This window comes from Corynebacterium wankanglinii (genome assembly GCF_013601005.1).
Taxonomy (GTDB): Bacteria; Actinomycetota; Actinomycetes; order Mycobacteriales; family Mycobacteriaceae; genus Corynebacterium; species Corynebacterium wankanglinii.
Window position 1 is genome coordinate 35,345 of sequence record NZ_JABFED010000005.1, and the last position, 19,379, is coordinate 54,723.

The window sequence follows — 19,379 nt, forward strand, 5'->3', positions numbered from 1 at the left end:
GGGCAGGGTGTGGTCACCGAGCAGCCTCCTCACTGTCGGGAGGGGACAGTGGGAGGCGGAGGGCAAACACCGCTCCGCGACCGGGTCCGGGGGAGGTGGCGGTGAGAGTGCCGCCGTGGGCCTCGATCAATGCCTTGGAGATGGTCAGACCGATACCGGCCCCGCCGTTGTCCCGGCTGCGGGCGGCATCCCCCCGGTAGAAGCGTTCGAAGATGTGTCCGAGCTGGCCAGGTGGGATGCCCTCGCCGTCATCGGCGACGTGGATGAGCGCGGTGGACGCCCCCTGTCGGTGGACGCTGATCCGGACCTGCCCGCCGGCCGGGGTGTGCCGTAGCGCGTTCGACAGGAGATTGCTCATCACCTGGCCGAAGCGTTGCCGGTCCACGAGCACCTGGGCGGTGTCCGTAATGGTCTCGACCTGTAAATCGACGCCTTTGTCAGCATAAGCTTCCCCCGCGGCAGCAGCGGCGGTATGGAGCAGATCCCCGAGCCCTTCCTTCGTCAGGTCCAAATCGATCCGGTGTTCCTGGGCCCGGGAGACATCGTCGATGTCTTCCATCAACCGGGTCAGGCGGGTGAGTTGGTCAGCCATGATCGTGTGGGTGGCATTATTCCAGTCCACGGCCCCGTCCTGGAGACCATCGAGGTAGACCGTGAGCACCGATAAGGGGGTGCCCATTTCATGGGCCAGATCAGAGAGCATCTGGCGGCGGACCTGTTCGGTGTGTTCCAGCCGGTCGGCCATGGTGTTGAAGGCATGCGCCAGGGTGGTGACTTCGGGGCCTGCTTCTCCGGCGGGCACGCGGACACGGTAGTTGCCGGCCGTCAGGCTGGTAGCGGCGCGGGTGAGATCCTGCAGGGGGGTGCGCAGGCGACGCGATAACCACAGGCTGGCCAGCAGGGCGCTGATCAAGGCGGTGGGCAGGGCGACGGCCAGGGTGATCAGGTTGGCGTCCCGGTAGGCCTGCTCGGCATGGAACAGCTCCAGCGAGGGGTTCTCCCGGCCGCTCATCAACATATGATCATGGAACAGGGGCGGGCCCACCATCGTGGCCACGGTCGCGGCCACCAGCAGGCTAATCACCACGACCAACACCTGGGCGGCCAGGAAGCGGAAGGTCAGGCCGGGTCCGTGATTCATGGCTGCCCCACCCGGTAGCCCACGCCACGCACGGTGTCGATAAACCCCCGGCCCCGGGTGTCGGTGCCGAGCTTGCGACGCAAGTTGCCGATGTGGACATCGACGATGCGTTCATCACCGACCCAGGTGGTGTCCCAGACCTCGGTGACCAGGTCGTGGCGGGTCAGCACCTGGCCGGGGCGCAGGGCCAGGGCAACCAGCAGCTCGAACTCCGTGCGGGTGAGCTCCACGGTCGTCTCCCCCACCCGCACCTGATGGGCGACGGGGTCAAGGATGAGGTCACCAACGATCAAGGGGGTGGTCACCTGCGGTGGGGTGGTGCTGGTGCGCGGGCGGCGCAGCACCGCATGCACCCGGGTCACCAGTTCCCGGATGCTAAAAGGTTTGGTGATGTAGTCATCCGCCCCCAGGGTCAAACCGCTGATCTTGTCGTCCTCGCTGCCACGCGCGGTGAGCATGAGGATGTAGCAGTCCGAGAAGGTGCGGATCCGTCGGCATACCTCCAGGCCGTCGAGTTCGGGCAGCCCCAGATCCAGCACCACAACATCGGGGGGAAAGCGACGGGCCTCGTCCACGGCCTGGGTGCCGGTGTGTGCCTGGCGGGTATCGAAGCCGGCCCGGATGAGGTAGGAGGCCACCATCTGAGCCAGGGGTCTTTCATCATCGACGACCAGCACCCGCCCCGGGGGCGTGGCGGTGGTCGGTGTGTGGTCAGCCATAGACCCCAGTATCGCTCCGGGCAGGGGGAATACCACCTTCGCTCAGTGCCCGGCGGGAAATCTTCATCAAATCTTCAAACATCACCCTTCGACCGTCGTCACCCCTGTGCCCCACCCCGGGCCGGCGGCATCGCCTCCCCTGGTCGGTTCGGCAGGCGCCACCAGGGATTTCACTGCCTGCACCGCATACCCGGGGTGGGTGGAAGGACATCGCCCACGGCTGTGGGGTGGTGTTCCGGTGGTGACCCAGCCCACCGAATTCACTCCCTTTTCGCCCTGTTATAAGGCTTTGAGCAGGGTTTTTGAATTCTAGTCCGTTAGGCACCCGTGCTAGATAAAGGTATGGCATCGACCTTGAGGCGGTGTCTTCTCATGGCCCTACCACGATCCAAGGAGATTGACGTGAAACGAGCAGCGATCGCAGCCGCCGCCCTTGCCCTCGCCCTCACGGGGTGTTCGGCCGCCGACCCGGAACCCACCGCCGATGGGACGGTGTCCCAGGATGCATTCCTGACTACCCATGGCCTGGCCGACATGGACGCGGTGGAGATCATTGATCACCTCGACCGGCAGAAGGTCACTGAGCGTCCCACGGATCTGATCGCCTCAGTGCGTAACGATGAACTGCTGCTCTCGAGCGATGACCAGGAAGTTGCGCTCGATCTTCCCGACAATCAGACGTATGTCTCGATCGCACCCTATCTCACCTCCACCCACGACTGCTTCTACCACAGCCTCACGACCTGCCAGGGGGAACTCGACAATGAGGATATCCAGGTCACGATCACCGATGAGGCGACCGGTGAGGTGCTGGTGGACGAGGCGACAACCACCTTCGACAACGGGTTTATTGGCTTCTGGCTTCCCGATGATGTCACCGGCCTGATTGAGGTCAGCTACCAGGGGCGTACCGGCAACACGGAGTTTTCCACCACCGACGACGGTGCCACCTGTGTCACAGACCTGCGCCTGACGTGATGGCTCAGCAGGATCCTCACCTGCGCCTGTCTCCCGTGCCACTGAAATCTTGCACCAAGGAAGGTTAAATCATGACGAACGCGTTTTCCCGACGACAGTTTCTGCTCGGCGGGCTCGTCCTCGCCAGCACCGGGGCCGTGGCCGCCTGCACCAGCGACCCTGGACCCGCTGCCCCGGCACCAGGTCCCTCCCTTCGCCCCACTCCCACCCCCACTGCGCTCGGTGAGCCGACGGTGCGCCGGACACTAACCGCGCGGCCCCTCTCCCTGGATATCGGCGGCATCGAAGCCAAGACGTGGGGATACGTCTCTGACACCGGGGATGCGGCCATTGAGGCCACCGCCGGCGACGTCCTCCAGGTCGATATCACCAATGAACTGCCTGAGAGCACCTCCATCCACTGGCATGGCATCGCACTCCACAACGCAGCCGACGGTGTGCCCGGCATGACCCAGGACCCCATTGAACCTGGCGAGTCTTTCTCCTATGTTTTTGAAGTCCCCCACGGTGGCACCTACTTCTACCATTCCCACACCGGCCTGCAGCTTGATCGCAGCCTCCACGCTCCACTGATCATCCGTGACCCGCAAGACGCTGAGGACCAGGACGTCGAGTGGACCATCGTGCTCGACGACTGGGTCGATGGCATTCAGGGCACTCCCGACGATGAGCTCGACAAGCTCACCGGAATGGGTTCGGGCGACCATAACGGGAGGATGGGAATGGGAGGTCACGGCCAGATGATGCACGGCACCCCGGACCGGGTACTGGGCGGGGATGCCGGCGATGTGATGTATCCGCACTACCTCATCAACGGACGTATCCCCCGTGCTCACCGGACCTTCGAGGCTCGCCCGGGCGACAAGGCCCGCCTGCGGTTCATCAACGCGGGCGCTGACACCATCTTCAAGGTGGCCCTCGGTGGTCACCGCATGACCGTCACCCACACCGACGGCTTCCCTGTCCAGCCCCGGGAGACCGAATCGATCTACCTGTCGATGGGCGAGCGTGTCGACGTCGAGGTTATCCTCGGCGACGGCATCTTCCCGCTCACGGCTTTGGCGGTGGGTAAGGACGACCGCGCCTTCGCCGTCATCCGCACCGCCGGCGGCCAGGCCCCCCGCCCCGATGTCGACTTCCCCGAGTTGTCGTCCACCGGACTGCTTCTGTCCTCCCTGAAGCCAGCAGACCGTGCACTCCTGCCCGAGGGCACACCAGACCGAGAAGTCAGCATCGACCTGGGCGGGCAGATGATGCCATATGAATGGAGCATTCTCACCGACGGCCAATCCTCCTCCGCGACCGTGGAGGAGGGCCAGCGCCTGCGGATGGTCATGCGCAACAGGACCATGATGCCCCATCCCATGCACATCCACGGCCACACGTGGGCGCTACCCGGCAGCGACGGGCTACGCAAGGACACTGTCCTTCTCCGCCACGGTGAAACCATGATCGCCGACTTGATCGCCGACAACCCCGGTGAGTGGGCATTTCATTGCCACAACGCTTATCACCAGGAAACCGGGATGATGAGTTCCCTGCGGTACGCCTAACCCCACACCATGGTCGGTCGCTGGGGTGAGCTGGGACGCTGCAGACCACCCACCGCGCAGCACGATGACCTTCCTCGGTGTTGTGGTCCTCCGGGACAACCAGAACACCGTCTTCTTCCCCACCGCCCCGGAAAACCGAGATTATCTACGCAGAGGAGGAACGTGCCCCGCTGCCGGACTTCTCCGGCCCGTCGCTGATGGAGGAGGGTGAGGAGATCAGCCTGTCTGTTTTTGAAGGCGAGGTCGTCGTCCTCAACGCTTGGGGCCAGTGGTGTGCACCGTGTCGGGCGGAAGTCGATAACCTGCAGCTTGTCCACGCAGATCATGGAGATGTACTCGTACATATTTCCCAGCGGCTGCGTATCTGTGGCGCACTACGCTCTTGCTCTGCGCTGGCTCACCGACTTCAACACTGCCGGGTATGCTGCTGTTGTTGCCGTTCAGGCGCTACTGTTAATGCTGGTTGCCGCGGTATCGTCTAACGAGGCGGCTTTTCGCAGCCGCTGGTCGGGCTGGTGGCTGCTCACCCCTGCGGCCCTGGTGTTATTGGAGGCTGTGCAGCACCGGTTCCCGTTCGGCGGTTTCCCGTTGTCCGCTTTCGGATACAGCCAGACCGATGGTCCTTTCATGGCGGCAGCGCCCCTGGGAGGGACTCTCCTGGTGACCGCGTTGGCCACAGTTGCGGGGGCCGTTGTTACCGCTGTCATCTTCGGGCCGAGACGAGCCCGTGCAGCATCCGTGGTCGCAGTGGTCGTGGTACTCGCGGTACCGGCGTTCGCGTCAACGATCGTAGATGATACGGCAGAAGGCAGCCTTGACGTCGTGCTCGTGCAGGGTGGAGGCCCCGTGGGCTTCGCGCGGTCAATACCGATCCGTTTGATACGACCCGCCGGCACCTACAGGCTGCCGACGATATCACCGGGGACCCTGATCTGGTTCTGCTGCCCGAAAACGTCGTCAATATCGACGGCTCAATCGACGGGACGCGCGTTGATGCAGCTTTCGCTGAACTGGCCAGGCAACTCGACACGAACATCGTCGTCGGAATTACCGAATCTGAGGATCAACATTTCAGGAACGCATCCATAGTGTGGGGGCCGGACGGGACCCGGTTAGGACGCTATGAGAAGCATCATCGTGTGCCGTTCGGCGAGTACATCCCTATGCGCAATCTGATTGAACGACTCAGCGAGGACGCACGGTTCATCCCCCGCGACGCCATTGCCGGAGAGGGACCGGCGGTGCTCGATCCCAGCGGGACACCACGATTGGGGATCGTCATTTCTTATGAGGTCTTCTTCGCCGACCGGGTCGCCGATGCCGTTCGCAATGGTGGGCAGCTACTCCTCGCACCGACCAACGCCGTGTCTTTTGTGACCGAGGAAGTACCTGCAATTGAAGTGGCCGCATCCCGGATGCGTGCCCGCGAGTTTGGCCGCACCGTTCTCCAGGCTGCCCCCACCGGATACTCCGCAGTTATCCAGCCCGACGGCATAGTCTCACAACTCAGTGGCCTGGGCACGAACGAACTGCTGACGGCAACCGTTCCCCTTCATACTGGTTTGATGCCGTATGCGCGCATGGGGGATACACCCCTGTTGGTTCTCGCGATGCTGGCTCTTGCATGGCCTGCGGTTACCGGCCTCGTCAGCTGGCGCAGGAGAAGGCAGGTTACGGGAATATCCCACTAAACGTGGATTACGGCACCTGCTCCTCGTTGGCGGGACGCTCGCCGCCCCCATATATGACGAGCACGGACTGCCTCCCCTGTGCCCCGGTCTGGCCTGCCTGGAGAAGCTATCAAGTCCGGGCTGTGTCGGCGATGAGTGAGAAGCGTCTCTGCGGTCTGAGGCGGGTGCCTCACGCCCAGTCACTGTCGCCGGTTCCGGTGTCGGGGCCGGTCCTGGTGAGTGCGGGAAGGTTAGAAGGTGACGCCGTGCTCGGCGAACCAGGGCAACGGGTCGACCGCCCCGCTGCCAGTCGGGTAACGCTCGAGGTGCAGGTGAGAGCCGGTGGAAAACCCCCGGTTGCCCATGCCAGCGATCCTCTGACCAGCGGTGACGCGTTTTCCAACGGTCACGTCGAAAGTCTCCATATGACCGGAGACGGCAATCGAGCCATTATCGTGCTGGATGCGGATCCACTGCCCGAAACCGGAGGCCGGGCCGGAGTCAATGACAGTGCCGCCCATCGCCGCGAGGATCGGGGTACCTACGACGTTGGCGATGTCGATACCCGCGTGGAGGGTTCCGCAGTGCACGCCGGAACCGGAGGTGAAGGTGCCTTCAGCGGGCTTGACCACCGAGGGCGCGCGGGCAGCGCGCTCCTTCTCGGCCCGCTCGGCGTTGTACTGGATGGCCTTGTCCAGCTGCTCGTCGATGTTGGCGACCGGCTTGAATTCGGAGATCGCGAGAATCTGCGGTGCGGCCTGCGTCCCACTCGAGGACAGGGCCGTGTCGTTGGTGGCTAAATCCACCTCGACGGTGGCAGCCTCCGGGGAGACCGGAGCCTCGACCTCGGCCGGGGCTTGGAACCGAGACGCTGATCAGCTCACCGTCATTGACGGCCGTGGACTACCCAGCTACAGCACTCCCCGTCGTCGCCCCGCAACTTTTCCACTCCGCCGAGACGGCGGAACGTGGGCCAGGGCGTCGATGGCGGTGGCAATCACTGCTGCCATTGCCGGGCCAGCGTGCGAAGGGCTGTCGCAGTTGAAAGCTTATCGATGATCAGATACCGCGGCACAGGTATGGACAGGCAGGTCAGTCCAGTTTGGGGTCGGACGTGAACTCCTTGTGGGAGACACCGCCCGCCTCCTGACGGGTAGCCGCTGCGGCACGGATATCCTCGCCATCCTTCAGCGCCTGAACCGCCCGGTCGTAGAAGTCCGGGGAGACCACCACCGCCCGGCGGCGGGGCCCGCGACTGGAGATGGTGACCGGTTCACCTTGGGCGGCATCAAGATAGTGGCTTTGTTCGCTGCGGAACTGACTGAGGGTGACCGTGATGCCCATACCCTTTAACGTACATTTTGTACAAGAAGTGCAGCAACGATCGCGGCCGTTCCGGAAGTCCTGCCCGCCGAACGGGACGCTTAGGGGCAGACACCTCCTTGACTGATACCCCCCATGGGTATAGGTTGAAGGTTGTTGGGCATCTCCACTCCTGCCCTTCAGGACATCAAGGAAAGGATCATCTGATGAGCGCCGTAACAAAGAAGTACATCATCGAAGGCATGACCTGCGGACACTGCAAGTCCTCCGTGGAGGAGGAGATCGGCGAGGTCGCCGGTGTGACCATGGTGGAGGCCACCGTGGATACCGGGCAGGTGACCGTCACGGGTGAAAACTTCACCGACGACGATGTTGTCGCCGCCGTCACGACAGCCGGCTACACCGTCAAGCCCTAATCCCTGGGCCCGGTCCCCGCCTCGCGTAGACACGGCCGGGCCAACCCTGCTGGATATGCCCATCAGGCCCAGCCATGCCGGTTCGATATCCCCGACGGTGCATCTGTGGGCGGGCTTTTTGGGACCTCGGAGATGCACCTCACGACTGTTTACTGAAGGACTGATCACTGATGATTCAAACTCAACCGTCGGTTGACCTACTCCAGGTCGATCTGGGCGTCACCGGCATGACCTGTACGTCGTGCTCAGGGCGGGTGGAACGCAAGCTCAACAAGCTCGATGGCGTGGAGGCCACCGTTAACTTCGCCACCGAATCCGCCTCCGTCAGTTACGACCCCACCAAAGTCGACGCCGATCGGCTGATCGAAACCGTGCGGGGTGCCGGGTACGACGCGTTCACCATGGGGGATCAACACGCCTCCGCCGTGGACAGCGGTCCGGAGGAGGACACCGAGGTGGTCGGTGACCGCCACGAACAGGCCCGCGAGGCCGAGGCCACAGACCTGAAGACGCGTCTGATCGGGTCGACGATCCTCTCCGTTCCGGTGGTCGCGATCTCGATGATCCCGTCCCTGCAGTTCATGAATTGGCAGTGGGCCCTGCTCGTCATGTCCACCCTGATCTACTTCTACGGTGGCGCCCCGTTCCACCGGGCGACCTTAACCAACCTGCGTCACGGCTCGACCACGATGGACACACTCGTGTCTCTGGGCACTACCGCTGCGTATCTGTGGTCGCTGTGGGCCTTGTTTTTCGGCAACGCCGGGCACCCCGGCATGGTGATGGAGATGAGCCTGCTGCCCCGCGATGACGGCATGGACCACATCTACCTCGAGACCATCGCCGTAGTCATCACCTTCCTGTTGCTCGGCCGGTGGTTTGAGGTCCGCGCCAAGGGCCAATCCTCCGCGGCGCTGAAGTCCCTGCTGGACATGGGTGCGAAAGACGCCGCGGTGATCCGCGACGGTGAGGAAGTCCGCGTCCCGGTCTCCCAGCTGACAGTCGGTGACGTCTTCGTCGTCCGCCCGGGTGAGAAGATCGCCACCGACGGTCGTGTCATCGAGGGCACCTCGGCCATCGACGAGTCGATGCTGACCGGCGAGTCCGTTCCCGTCGAGGCCGCCCCCGGCACCCCGGTCACGGGCGCGACGATCAACACCTCCGGTCGACTGCTGGTCGAAGTCACCCGCACAGGTTCGGAGACCACGCTGTCCCAGATGGCCAAGCTGGTCACTGACGCCCAGGCGAAAAAAGCCCCGGTCCAGCGCCTGGTGGATAAGATTTCCTCGGTCTTCGTCCCGACGGTCATTGTCGTCTCCATCATCACCCTGATCGTCCACCTCGCCGCCGGCAGCGGGGCGAATTGGGCCTTTTCCGCCGCAGTCGCGGTGCTGATCATCGCTTGCCCATGCGCCCTGGGACTGGCCACCCCGACCGCCCTGCTGGTGGGCACCTCCCGGGGCGCGCAGCTGGGCTTGTTGATCAGGGGCCCGGAGGTCCTTGAATCCACCCGCCAGGTCGACACCATCGTCATGGACAAGACCGGCACCGTCACCTCCGGGGTCATGTCGGTCACCGGCGTCCACGCCGCCGACGGCTACACCAACAACGAGGTCCTCGCCTTGTCGGCGGCCGTCGAAGCAGGTTCCGAGCACCCCATCGCCAAGGCGATTGTCACCGAGGCCGAGCGCTCCGGGAACATCCAGGAGGCCACCGACTTCGACAGCACCGCCGGCCGGGGCGTCACGGCCACCGTCAAGGGTCACGTCGTCACCGTGGGCCGTCCCGCCGGCCAGCTGCCCCGTGACCTCACCACCGCCTTCGACCACGCACAGTCGCAGGGCGCGACCCCGGTGGCCGTCTACGTCGATGACCAGCCCGCCGGTGTGGTCGTGGTGCGCGATGTCATCAAAGACTCCTCAGCGGAAGCGGTCGCCCAGTTCCGCAGGCTGGGGTTGAGGCCGTACCTGCTCACCGGCGATAACGCGAAGGCCGCGGCCGCCGTCGCCCAAGAGGTGGGCATCGATGCGGCCAACGTGAGTGCCGAGGTCATGCCGCAGGACAAGGTCGCGGTCATCGAGAAGCTACAACATGAGGGCAAGAAGGTCGCCATGGTCGGCGACGGCGTCAATGACGCGGCCGCCCTGGCCCAGGCCGATCTGGGTCTGGCCATGGGGGCGGGCACGGATGTGGCCATCGAGGCCTCCGATATCACCTTAATGAACAACGACCTGCGCTCCGCGGGCGATGCCATCCGTCTGTCACGTCGCACGCTGGGCACCATCAAGGGCAACCTGTTCTGGGCGTTCGCCTATAACGTCGTGCTGATCCCGGTCGCCGCGATCGGTTTCCTCAACCCGGGGTTGGCGGGCATTGCGATGGGCTTCTCCTCGGTGTTCGTGGTCTCCAACTCCCTCACGCTGCGTAGATTCAAGTCCTCCCACGACAACACAAGTTCCTCACCGCAGCCCGCTCGCCCCTCCGTGCGGCAGCCGGTCACCGCCTAATCCACATCCTTTTCTAGCGATAAGGAACCCCGTGTCCCCCTCCTGTGGCTGAGTCCCTCCAATCACACTCAGACCTCCGTCCCCAAGTACCTGCTCCTGACCTCTCCCCGGCCCCACCCGGCAGGCCCCTCCGGGCCGACAATCTGCCGACTACTTATCCGAATAACGCCACAGGGCGTGGGGACCATGAGGTCCTCATGCCTCATTCCATGCCCTCGGGCTTTCCATCCTGATCGACCCGCAACTGACTCAGGACATACCTGCCCCCTTTTTTCAGCAAGGAGACCATTGTGGATACTCGCACCCCTGATCAGGCCGCTTCTTCCTCGGGTGGGGCCGACACCTGTCACACCACCCATGGCTACATCAACGACAAGGATCGCTATCTCGCCCGCCTCAAGCGCATCGAGGGACAGGCCCGGGGCCTGCACAGCATGGTCGACGAGGAACAGTACTGCATCGACATCCTTACCCAGATCTCCGCGGTCAATGCTGCCCTACGCAGCGTTGCCCTGGGACTACTCGATGACCACATGAAACACTGCGTCCGTGACGCCGCCAAGTTAGGAGGAGAGGAGGCCGACGCCAAGTTCCAGGAAGTCACCGACGCTATCGCCCGTTTCGCCCGGTGACAGGCCGGGACCCGGCCACCACACCCCCGTCGAGAACGGCGGCCAGGCCACTCTGACCGCCCCTGTTGCCGGCTGGAGGCTTCGGAGTCCTGCTGCTGGCGGCGACATGATCGGGTTGATGGCCACTGTTGCTGCTGGTCGAAAAGATCGCGCCACTGAACAACCTTGACCACATCCCCACCTGCAACATCAACCGGTGCTGCCCCCAACACTCCAACTTTTTGTCCGCGCTCCCAAATCGGTTGGTAGCCGGATCTAGGTAGCCGGTTTTCCGCCTGTGGACGCTTGTTGCGCCAACCGCCCCGCTCGGCGCCCTACCGCAGGGAAGCGAACAGCGCTTCGGCCGCGGTGTCGTCCCAGAGCACCACGTTGCCCACTTCGGTGTCGGTGAAGCCGCCGATGGGCACGGTCTCTGTCTCTAGGCCGCCGCGCAGCGCGATGAGGATGCGGGCGAGGTTCCACGCGTGGTCGTCGGAGTTGACCGTCAGCAGGGTGGGCGTGACCCACAACAGCCGCGCCATCCGGAACGGGTTCAGATACACCGACGGGGACAGCACTCGCGTGACCAGCGTGGTCATGAACTCGCGCTGGCGCGCCACGCGGTCCAGGTCGCCTTGGGCGGTGGCGCGGGTGCGCACGTAGCCCAGTGCGGTGGGGCCGTCCATCTGCTGGCAGCCGGGCTGGAGGTTGATGTTGGCCAGCGGGTCGTCGATAGGCTCGTCGACGCAAATTTCCACGCCTCCGGCCGCGTCGACCACGCCGGCGAGACCGCCCATGCCGATCTCCGCGTAGCGGTCCACGTGCAGCCCGGTGTTCTGCTCCACGGTTTCCACCAGCAGCTGCGGCCCGCCGATGGAGAACGCGGCGTTGATCTTGTCGTAGCCGTACCCGGGCACGGACACGTAGGAGTCGCGCGGGATGGACACCAGCGTCGGTTTTCCGCGCAGCGGTAGGTGCATGAGCATGATCGTGTCGGTGCGCACGGTGCCCAGGTCGCCGCCGGTGCCGAGGCGTTCGACGTCCTTTTCGCTTAAGCCCGTGCGTGAGTCGGAGCCCACGAGCAGCCAGTTCGTCCCCGAGGTGTTCGAGATTTGCTGGTCGGGCATCGCGGCGGTGCGGTTCAGGCGCGCGTCCGCGACCAGCACCGAGCCGATCAGCAAGGCGATGACCAGAGCGAGTACCGCGCCGCAGCCGGGGAGCTTTACTTTTCGACGCCCCTTCGGCCCCCGCCGCCTCCGCCTCGAGACCTGCAGCGGGACGTCCTCCGGGGCAGGCCGGGAGGACGGGCGGGGTGCAGGGCGCTGCTGCACCGGCCGGCTGCGCGGGTGCTCCGGCGCGCGGCGCGGCTCGTACGCAGTCGGGGGTTCGTAGACGGTGTGGCCCGGCTCAACCCGCGCAGAAACCGGCGACGGAACCCTGCGCGCGCGGGGTTCTACGCGCGTGAACTCGTCGGGGTGGCGGGGAGCGGGATCGCGTCGAGAAGCAGTTGTGCGACGGCGAATGGGCCGACCGTAGCGGTCCACGAGCGGCTTGCCGTCTTTGCCCAGCACGAACTCGCCCGCGTTATCGCGGGGGTCGTTGGAATGGGGCGTTGTCGACATGCGCACAGTGTAACCAGAGTGACGGAAGGGTTTAGATTCCCAGCCACGAAAGGTCCAGCAGCGGGTAGGCGATGAACGCCACCGCGTCGATGAAGAAGTGCGCCAGAATCAGCGGCCACACGCGCCCGGTTTTGTGGAAGTACCAGGCGAACACCACGCCCATCACGATGTTGCCCAGGCCAGCAGAAACGCCTTGGTACAGGTGGTAGGAACCGCGCAGGACAGAAGACGCGGCGATGCACTGCCACGGCTTCCATCCCAACTGCTTCAAGCGCGTGAGCAGGTACATCACCACCACAACCTCTTCACCGAAGCCGTTGGCGAAGGACCACAGCAGTGACGTTGGGATCTGTACCGCAGCCGTCGTGGGCACCACCACCTTAGACAGGCCCAGGTGCACCGCCGCGATGTAGAACGCCAGCCCCGGCAGGCCGATCAACGCCGCGAAGCCCGCACCGCGCGCCGCGTCGCCCCACCGCGGCCAGCGCCACCGTTGATCCAGCAGGTACCAGGCCAGCCCGCCCCAGGCGAAAAGCGATAGCGCGGAGACCGCCTGCAGCGCCAGGTCTAGCCACGGGATGGTGGAGGCGGCGTCGTGGATCGTGGTGGTCTGCTGGTTGAGTGGCTGCTTGAGCATGGAGTCGATCAACCGCAGCGCCGCGCGCAGCCCGGAGGTGCCGAATGTGACGGCAAGGACGAGCACGATCTCCAGCTTCAGGCGCCTGCGCATGCGCTAACTTTAACGTCATGCACGAATCGTGGGCGCGCACCATTGCGTGGGTTGTCGGCCAGGAGTACCCGGCTGCGATGCACCACGTCAGCCTCATGCCGGATGCGGCTCTTCCGCACGAGTTGCACCCGGCGTTTTGGGGTTCCTACGACTGGCACTCGTGCGTGCACATGCTCTGCACGGCGGTCAAGATACATCTGCGCTGCGGTAACGCCCGGCTCGCGGACCTCCTCGACCAGCGGCTCACCCCGGACAACCTCGCCGTCGAGGCCGCGTACTTGCGGGCCCACCCGCTGTACGAGCGGCCCTACGGCTGGGCCTGGGCGATGCAGCTGGTCAACGTGTGTCGCGGCACCCGGTGGGAGCATGCGCTCAAGGCGTTGGAAACCCAGCTGGAGCGCAACATCGAGTCCTGGCTGGGCACCCAGCAGTGGCCGGTGCGCCACGGGGTGCACTCCAACTCCGCGCTGGCGCTGCTGCTCATCGCCGACGCCTCGCGGAACCTGCGCGAACTGGTGGAGGGCACTGCCCGCGACTGGTTCGGGACGGACCGCGCCTACCCGCACACATGGGAGGTCTCGGGCCACGATTTCGTCTCCAACGGGTTGGCCGAGGCCGCCGTCATGCGCCGCGTGCTGCCCGCCGGCGAATTCCGCGCCTGGCTGGACAGCTTCCTCGCGCCTGACGCCTACGCCTTTTACACCACCCCGATCCGGGTCAACGACCCAGGGGACGGCCAGCAGGCCCACCTGATCGGCCTCATGCTCACGCGGGCGTGGCTGCTGCGGGAGATCGGCAAACCGGAGGGAACGCAGCAGCTTATCGACGCAGCTTCGCCCCACCTCACCGGCAACAACTTCATGGCCACCCACTGGCTGATCACGTACGCGCTGCTCGCGCAGGACGCCAGCGGAGAAGACGCCGGAGAAGACACTGGAGAAGGCATCGGGAAAGACACCGGAGCAGGAAAGGACAACGTATGACCCGCATCGCCTATCTCGGCCCCGCAGGAACGTTCACGGAGCAGGCCGCCCGACAGTTCCCCGTCGACGGTGCGGAGTACGTGCCGGTCGATTCGCCCGCGTCGGCCCTGGCCGCCCTCGCGGGTGGCGAGGTGGACTACGCGGTGTGCGCCATCGAGAACTCCGTCGACGGCGCGGTGACCGCCACCGCCGACGCGCTGGCTGCCACGCCCGGTGTGCAGATCATGGGGGAGACCGAGCTCGCGATCGCGTTCGCGGTCATGACACAGCCGGGGGTTGCTCTGTCGCGCGCCACCCGCCTGGCCACCCACCCCGTCGCCTTCCAACAGGTCAAACAGTGGGTCGGCGTGCACGCACCTGATGCTCAGTTTGTGCCGGCGGCATCCAATGCGGCCGCCGCGCAGATGGTGGCGGACGGCCAGGCCGACATCGCCGTCGCCCCGGAGCGCGCGGCGGAGCTGTTCGGCCTGACGGTGCACGCCACGGGAGTGGCCGACTCGGAGACGGCGAGGACGCGATTCGTGCTCGTCGGAAAGCAAGGCGCTCTGCCTGCACCAACCGGTGCGGACCGCACCGCCGTCGTGCTGCGCACGCCGAACGAACCGGGTGCTCTAGTAGGGGTGCTGAAGGAATTCGCGGCGCGCGGGGTGGACATGTCGCGCATCGAGTCCCGGCCCACCCGTGAAGAGCCAAACACCTACCAGTTCTTCGTGGACCTCGTCGGACACGCCCAGGACCCCGACGTCGCTGACGCCCTGCGGGCAGTGGAAGACAAAGCCAGCTCGGTGCTGTTCTTGGGCTCTTGGGCTCGCGCCTAACCCCACCCCAGGGCGTGGAGCTCGTGCTCCTCCAGCCCGAAGTAGTGGCCCACCTCGTGCAGCACGGTCACTTTCACTTCGTGGCGCAACTGCTCCTCGTCGACGCAGATCGCCTCGAGGGCGTTTTTGTAAATAAACACCGCGTCGGGAAGAAAGCCCGAATGGTTGGAATGCTGCTCCGGCAGCGGCACGCCCTCGAACAGGCCTAGCAGCGTGGGGTTGTCCGGGTTGTAGTCCCGGGCGAGGATGACCATGTTGTGCATGTGCTGGGCAAAATTGTCCGGGATGGTGTCCAACGCGTCGTTGATCATCTCCTCGAACGCCTCGTCGCTGACCGGGAGCATGCGCTACTGCACCGGAGCCTGGCCGGGGGCCTGATCTGCACCCGCGGGTGGCACAGGCGCTGGGGGTGCCTGCTGCTCGCGCAGGGGGCGGCGGGCTGGGCGTTCGGGGGGCGGAGCGTCGTCGATAAGCAACTGCCCACGGCCCTGCGTGGCGGAGCCCGTCAACGTTGCAAACTGGCCCTCCGGGCGCGAGAACATGAGCGCGCAGTTGACGCTGCGGGAACCGCCTTCCCACGCGGCGGGTGTCTGCGTGGTCCAGAACGGGCGCAATGCGACTTGGTAGAGGTTCTCCTCGCCCCCGAGGTAATCCTGCGCGGCGGCGGTGCAGACATCCTGGAGGTGCCTGTCCTCGTCCTCGACTGTGGGGGTCCGGTCGGGGAAGACCTCGGCGAGGGAGACCTGGCTGGTGATTTCCAGCTGGTGCGGGTCTGCGCAGGGGACGGCCGTGAGCGTGTTAGCCGCGTCGATGGCCACGCACTGGCCAGCCTCGAACACGCGCGCCTGGTCTTGATCGGCCACACGCCCGGCGGTGAGGATCGGCTCGCCGGCCCGGTTCGTCTCCTGGAGGCCGCAGAGCATGGTGCGGTCCCCGCGCTGCCACGCGTCCGCCGGCGGGAGGATCGGGGCGATGGAGTAGCGCCCGTTCGGGTCGTACTTCCCGCCCAGGTAGCGCAGGGTGCCAACGCCGCAGAGTTCCTCGCGCAGCTGGGCCTGGCGCGTCTGGTTCGGCATCGGGGCCTCCGGGCCGAATTCGGCGGTGGGGTACGTGGCCAGATCCTGGCGCAGCGACACCTCGAAACGGTGCTCCCCGTTGCAATCCGCCTGCTCAAAGGAGGAGATCGTGCCGTCCTCCGCCACCTGCCACGTCAGGCAGGATCCGGCGTCGGCGGTAGTGAAGGACGCGATCTCCTCCGCCGGCGCGGTCGAGCTCGCCGTGGTGGGGGCTGCCGAGTTGGAGTTGTCGGACGTCTCGGCGGCCAGAGTGTAGGTGCCCGCGGCGACAGAGCCCGCCAGCGCGGCGATCAGGAAGGAGCGGAGCGCACTCTGTTTCGAAGCCATGGAGCCCCATTATTCCACTTCGCGCGCAACCCGAGTAGTCAGCCGGTAACGGTCCGTGCGGTACACCGAGGAACAAAACTCCACGTTATGCGTGTCTGACCGGGCATAACGGACGATGTGGAGCAGTGCAGTGTCCTCCTCCACGTCCAGCAGCGGGGCGTTGTCCGGGCCGGCGGTGACGGCAGTGACGGTCTGTTCCGCCTCCGTCACCCCCAGGTCGTAGTGCCTGTCCAGCAGGGTGTACACGGAGTGGTAAACATCGTTTTCCAGCAGGTCAGGCACGAGGGTTGCGTTGTACCAGGCGTCGTCGACGGCGTACGGCTCGCCGTCGCCAAGCCTCAGCCTGCGCAAGCGGATGTGCGTGGTGTTCGGCGCGGTGCCGAAGAACTCGGCGACTTCCTCCGGCGGCGTGGTGCGTTCAGACAGCAGGATGCGTGACGACGCCTCCACGCGTTGCGCCCGCATCTCATCCGAAAAGCTGGCCAGGTGCAGGCGCGACACCAGCGGCGCCGGGGCGACGAACGTGCCCTTGCCACGCACACGACGCAGGCGGCCCGCCGCAACCAAATCCCCGATCGCGCGGCGCACGGTGATGCGCGAGACACCGTATTCTTCCTCCAGCGCCCGCTCGCCGGGAAGCGGGTCGCCGGGGGAGAACTCCGCGGCGATGCGGGACTCCAGAATCGAGCGCAGCTGCTCGTGCTTGGGGACGGGGCCGTCTGTGATCGGGGGGATCATAGGCCCACCATAGCGCACTGGTTATGACCGGATGCTGTTGTGCCGTGCCCGTCTCGGGGGACAAGGTAAAGTGTGCAAGCGTGATTGATCTGAAGCGTGTGCGTGAAAACCCCGAGGCCGTCCGCGAGTCCCAGCGAGCCCGCGGCGAAGATCCTGCGCTTGTAGACGAGCTGTTGGCCGCCGACGAGGCACGCCGCGCCGCCATCCAGGCGGCCGACGAGCTGCGTTCCGAGCAGAAGGCGTTTGGCAAGAAGATTGGCCAGGCCGCTCCCGAGGATCGTCCGGCGCTGCTGGAGGGCTCGAACGAACTCAAGGCCCGCGTGAAAGAAGCCGAGGCGGCCGAAGCCGCGGCGGCGGAGAAGCTGACAGCGCTGCAGTACTCCATCGCCAACGTCATCGAAGGTGCCCCCGCAGGCGGGGAAGAGGACTTCGTGGTGCTCGAGCACGTCGGTGAGGTGCCGGAGTTCGACTTCGAGGTCAAAGACCACCTGGACCTGGGTGAGGCGCTCGGCATCATCGACATGAAGCGCGGCACCAAGGTCGGCGGGGCGCGCTTCTACTACCTCGCAGGCGACGGTGCCTGGATGCAGCTCGGCATGCTCATGCTCGCCGCTCAGAAGGCGCGCGAGGCCGGCTTCAAGGTGATGATCCCGCCGGTGCTGGTGCGCCCCGAGGTCATGCAGGGCACCGGCTTCCTCGATGCGCACGACGAGGAAATCTACTACCTCGAGCGGGACGATATGTACCTGGTGGGCACCTCCGAGGTCGCCCTCGCCGGCCTGCACCAGGACGAGATCATCGACCTGTCCGACGGGCCCCTGCTCTACGCCGGCTGGTCCTCCTGCTTCCGCCGCGAGGCCGGGTCCTACGGCAAAGACACCAAGGGCATCCTGCGCGTCCACCAGTTCGACAAACTCGAGATGTTTGCGTACTGCAAGCCCGAGGACGCCGAGGAGATGCACCAGAAGCTGCTGGGGCTTGAGCGCGACATGCTCGCCGCCGTTGAAGTGCCCTACCGCATCATCGACGTCGCCGCGGGCGACCTCGGCTCCTCCGCCGCCCGCAAGTTCGACACGGAGGCGTGGGTGCCGTCCCAAGGCACGTACCGCGAGCTCACCTCCACGTCCAACTGCACCACCTTCCAGGCCCGCCGCCTGCACACGCGTTACCGCGACGCAGACGGCAAGACCCAGATCGCCGCAACGCTGAACGGCACACTGGCCACAACCCGCTGGCTCGTGGCCATCCTGGAAAACAACCAGCAGGCGGACGGCTCCGTGCGCGTGCCTGAGGCGCTGCGCCCGTGGGTGGGTAAGGAAGTGCTCGCGCCGTAATGGATATGCGCCGATACCGCGGCTTTTTTGTTCCCGGCCTCTACGAGGGCATCGCCGCCAACCGGGACGAAGCGGTCGAGCGGTTCTACCAGGGCCTCGTCGGTTTCACGCGCCGCGTCATGCGTGCAGCGAAGATCGACGTCACGGTCATCGGCGCCGAGAATATCCCGGCCCACGGCGGAGCCCTGCTCGCAGGCAACCACACCGGCTACGCGGATTTCATCCTCTTAGGCACCGGGCCATTCCTGCACGGCGAGCGTCTCGTGCGCTTCATGGCGAAGGCGTCCGTCTTCGACGTGCCAGTCCTCGGCCGACTGCTCAAGGTGATGAAGCACGTGCCCGTGGACCGCGCCCGCGGAGGCGACTCCATCGCGCCGGCGGTGCAGATGCTCAAAGACGGCAACCTGGTCGGCATCTTCCCCGAAGCCACCATCTCCCGCTCCTTCGAGCTCGCGCACTTCAAAACCGGTGCCGCCCGTATCGCGCATCAGGCCGGGGTGCCGCTTATCCCGTGCGTGATCTGGGGGTCCCAGCGCATATGGACGAAGGACCTGCCCAAGCACTTAACCAACGTGCCCGTGATCGTCCGCTACGGTGAGCCCGTCGCGCTCACCGGCGACGCAGACGCCGACACCGCCGAGCTCAAGCGCCAGATGCAGCTGCTTCTCGACGCCTCACGGGCCCAGTACGCCGAGTTTTTCCACGATGGTGCCGGCGAGCCCTGGATGCCGGTGGCCCTTGGGGGAACCGCCCCGACTGTCGAGGAGGCGGACAAGATCTACGCCCGAGAGCGCGCCGCGCGCGAGGCCCAAAAGAAACACAGGAAGCGCTGA

Annotated in this window: 18 protein-coding genes and 3 pseudogenes; 12 read left to right on the forward strand and 9 right to left on the reverse strand. The window is 65.4% G+C overall.

Going from position 1 to position 19,379, the window contains the following annotated elements; genetic code table 11:
* Positions 1–13: 13 nt before the first annotated feature.
* Both HMA55_RS07600 and HMA55_RS07605 read right to left on the reverse strand, forming a co-directional pair.
* Positions 14–1,141, reverse strand: coding sequence for a sensor histidine kinase (locus tag HMA55_RS07600; protein WP_181192459.1), 1,128 nt, complete (start codon positions 1,139–1,141; stop codon positions 14–16).
* Positions 1,138–1,860, reverse strand: a complete 723-nt coding sequence (locus tag HMA55_RS07605; RefSeq protein ID WP_181192460.1) for a response regulator transcription factor — start codon at positions 1,858–1,860, stop codon at positions 1,138–1,140. The genes HMA55_RS07600 and HMA55_RS07605 overlap by 4 nt, the downstream gene beginning before the upstream one ends.
* Before the next feature lie 402 nt (positions 1,861–2,262).
* Between HMA55_RS07605 and HMA55_RS07610 the strand changes: the two genes are divergently transcribed.
* The 5 genes and pseudogenes from HMA55_RS07610 (at position 2,263) to HMA55_RS11325 (ending at position 6,082) form a co-directional block, all read left to right on the forward strand.
* A complete protein-coding gene (locus tag HMA55_RS07610) occupies positions 2,263–2,838 on the forward strand; it encodes a CueP family metal-binding protein (protein ID WP_181192461.1) in 576 nt (191 codons plus the stop codon).
* 71 nt (positions 2,839–2,909) lie between these two features.
* Complete coding sequence (locus HMA55_RS07615; protein ID WP_181192462.1) at positions 2,910–4,391, forward strand: multicopper oxidase family protein; 1,482 nt, start codon at positions 2,910–2,912, stop codon at positions 4,389–4,391.
* A 77-nt stretch (positions 4,392–4,468) separates the two neighbouring features.
* Positions 4,469–4,705: pseudogene (locus HMA55_RS07620) on the forward strand (TlpA family protein disulfide reductase); the annotation flags it as partial.
* A gap of 16 nt (positions 4,706–4,721) precedes the next feature.
* Positions 4,722–5,021 (forward strand): annotated as a pseudogene (locus HMA55_RS11320) (apolipoprotein N-acyltransferase); the annotation flags it as partial.
* A 311-nt stretch (positions 5,022–5,332) separates the two neighbouring features.
* Positions 5,333–6,082 carry an apolipoprotein N-acyltransferase gene (locus tag HMA55_RS11325; protein ID WP_235961871.1) on the forward strand — a complete coding sequence of 250 codons (750 nt, stop codon included), beginning with the start codon at positions 5,333–5,335 and terminating at the stop codon, positions 6,080–6,082.
* Between the two features lie 230 nt (positions 6,083–6,312).
* Here the strand turns inward: HMA55_RS11325 and HMA55_RS07630 are convergent.
* Positions 6,313–6,912, reverse strand: a pseudogene (locus HMA55_RS07630) (M23 family metallopeptidase); the annotation flags it as partial.
* A 241-nt stretch (positions 6,913–7,153) separates the two neighbouring features.
* The gene (locus HMA55_RS07635; RefSeq protein ID WP_181192464.1) at positions 7,154–7,405 is read right to left on the reverse strand and encodes a type II toxin-antitoxin system prevent-host-death family antitoxin; all 252 of its coding nucleotides are present in this window, start codon (positions 7,403–7,405) and stop codon (positions 7,154–7,156) included.
* 185 nt (positions 7,406–7,590) lie between these two features.
* Between HMA55_RS07635 and HMA55_RS07640 the strand changes: the two genes are divergently transcribed.
* The 3 genes from HMA55_RS07640 to HMA55_RS07650 all read left to right on the forward strand — a co-directional run bounded on the left by HMA55_RS07640 (position 7,591) and on the right by HMA55_RS07650 (position 10,939).
* Positions 7,591–7,800, forward strand: coding sequence for a heavy-metal-associated domain-containing protein (locus HMA55_RS07640; protein ID WP_034997583.1), 210 nt, complete (start codon positions 7,591–7,593; stop codon positions 7,798–7,800).
* Between the two features lie 170 nt (positions 7,801–7,970).
* Positions 7,971–10,307, forward strand: coding sequence for a heavy metal translocating P-type ATPase (locus HMA55_RS07645; protein WP_070471924.1), 2,337 nt, complete (start codon positions 7,971–7,973; stop codon positions 10,305–10,307).
* A gap of 290 nt (positions 10,308–10,597) precedes the next feature.
* Positions 10,598–10,939, forward strand: coding sequence for a metal-sensitive transcriptional regulator (locus HMA55_RS07650; RefSeq protein ID WP_269511641.1), 342 nt, complete (start codon positions 10,598–10,600; stop codon positions 10,937–10,939).
* A 314-nt stretch (positions 10,940–11,253) separates the two neighbouring features.
* Here the strand turns inward: HMA55_RS07650 and HMA55_RS07655 are convergent, their stop codons facing one another.
* On the reverse strand, positions 11,254–12,540 hold the full coding sequence (locus tag HMA55_RS07655; RefSeq protein ID WP_181192465.1) for an LCP family protein: 1,287 nt from the start codon (positions 12,538–12,540) through the stop codon (positions 11,254–11,256).
* A 31-nt stretch (positions 12,541–12,571) separates the two neighbouring features.
* Entirely contained in the window at positions 12,572–13,270 is a 699-nt protein-coding gene (locus tag HMA55_RS07660) for a CPBP family intramembrane glutamic endopeptidase (RefSeq protein WP_181192466.1), read from the reverse strand.
* 17 nt (positions 13,271–13,287) lie between these two features.
* Here HMA55_RS07660 and HMA55_RS07665 point away from each other — a divergent pair, with 17 nt between their 5' ends.
* Together HMA55_RS07665 and pheA are read left to right on the forward strand one after the other, a co-directional pair.
* Positions 13,288–14,253: a DUF2891 family protein gene (locus HMA55_RS07665; RefSeq protein WP_181192467.1), complete on the forward strand. Its 966-nt coding sequence runs from the start codon at positions 13,288–13,290 to the stop codon at positions 14,251–14,253.
* Positions 14,250–15,071: a prephenate dehydratase gene (pheA, locus tag HMA55_RS07670; protein ID WP_181192468.1), complete on the forward strand. Its 822-nt coding sequence runs from the start codon at positions 14,250–14,252 to the stop codon at positions 15,069–15,071. Before HMA55_RS07665 ends, pheA begins: the two co-directional genes overlap by 4 nt.
* Here pheA and HMA55_RS07675 read toward each other — a convergent pair.
* From HMA55_RS07675 to HMA55_RS07685, 3 genes are read right to left on the reverse strand one after another with little or no spacing between them, the layout of a single operon-like run.
* The gene (locus tag HMA55_RS07675) at positions 15,068–15,415 is read right to left on the reverse strand and encodes a metallopeptidase family protein (RefSeq protein WP_181192469.1); all 348 of its coding nucleotides are present in this window, start codon (positions 15,413–15,415) and stop codon (positions 15,068–15,070) included. The two genes, pheA and HMA55_RS07675, sit on opposite strands and share 4 nt — an antisense overlap.
* A 3-nt stretch (positions 15,416–15,418) precedes the next feature.
* On the reverse strand, positions 15,419–16,474 hold the full coding sequence (locus HMA55_RS07680; protein WP_181192470.1) for a septum formation family protein: 1,056 nt from the start codon (positions 16,472–16,474) through the stop codon (positions 15,419–15,421).
* A 9-nt stretch (positions 16,475–16,483) separates the two neighbouring features.
* Positions 16,484–17,212: a GntR family transcriptional regulator gene (locus tag HMA55_RS07685; RefSeq protein ID WP_181192471.1), complete on the reverse strand. Its 729-nt coding sequence runs from the start codon at positions 17,210–17,212 to the stop codon at positions 16,484–16,486.
* Between the two features lie 80 nt (positions 17,213–17,292).
* Between HMA55_RS07685 and serS the strand changes: the two genes are divergently transcribed.
* Together serS and HMA55_RS07695 are read left to right on the forward strand one after the other, a co-directional pair.
* Positions 17,293–18,546 carry a serine--tRNA ligase gene (gene serS / locus HMA55_RS07690; protein WP_181192472.1) on the forward strand — a complete coding sequence of 418 codons (1,254 nt, stop codon included), beginning with the start codon at positions 17,293–17,295 and terminating at the stop codon, positions 18,544–18,546.
* Positions 18,546–19,379: a lysophospholipid acyltransferase family protein gene (locus HMA55_RS07695; protein ID WP_235961860.1), complete on the forward strand. Its 834-nt coding sequence runs from the start codon at positions 18,546–18,548 to the stop codon at positions 19,377–19,379. The genes serS and HMA55_RS07695 overlap by 1 nt, the downstream gene beginning before the upstream one ends.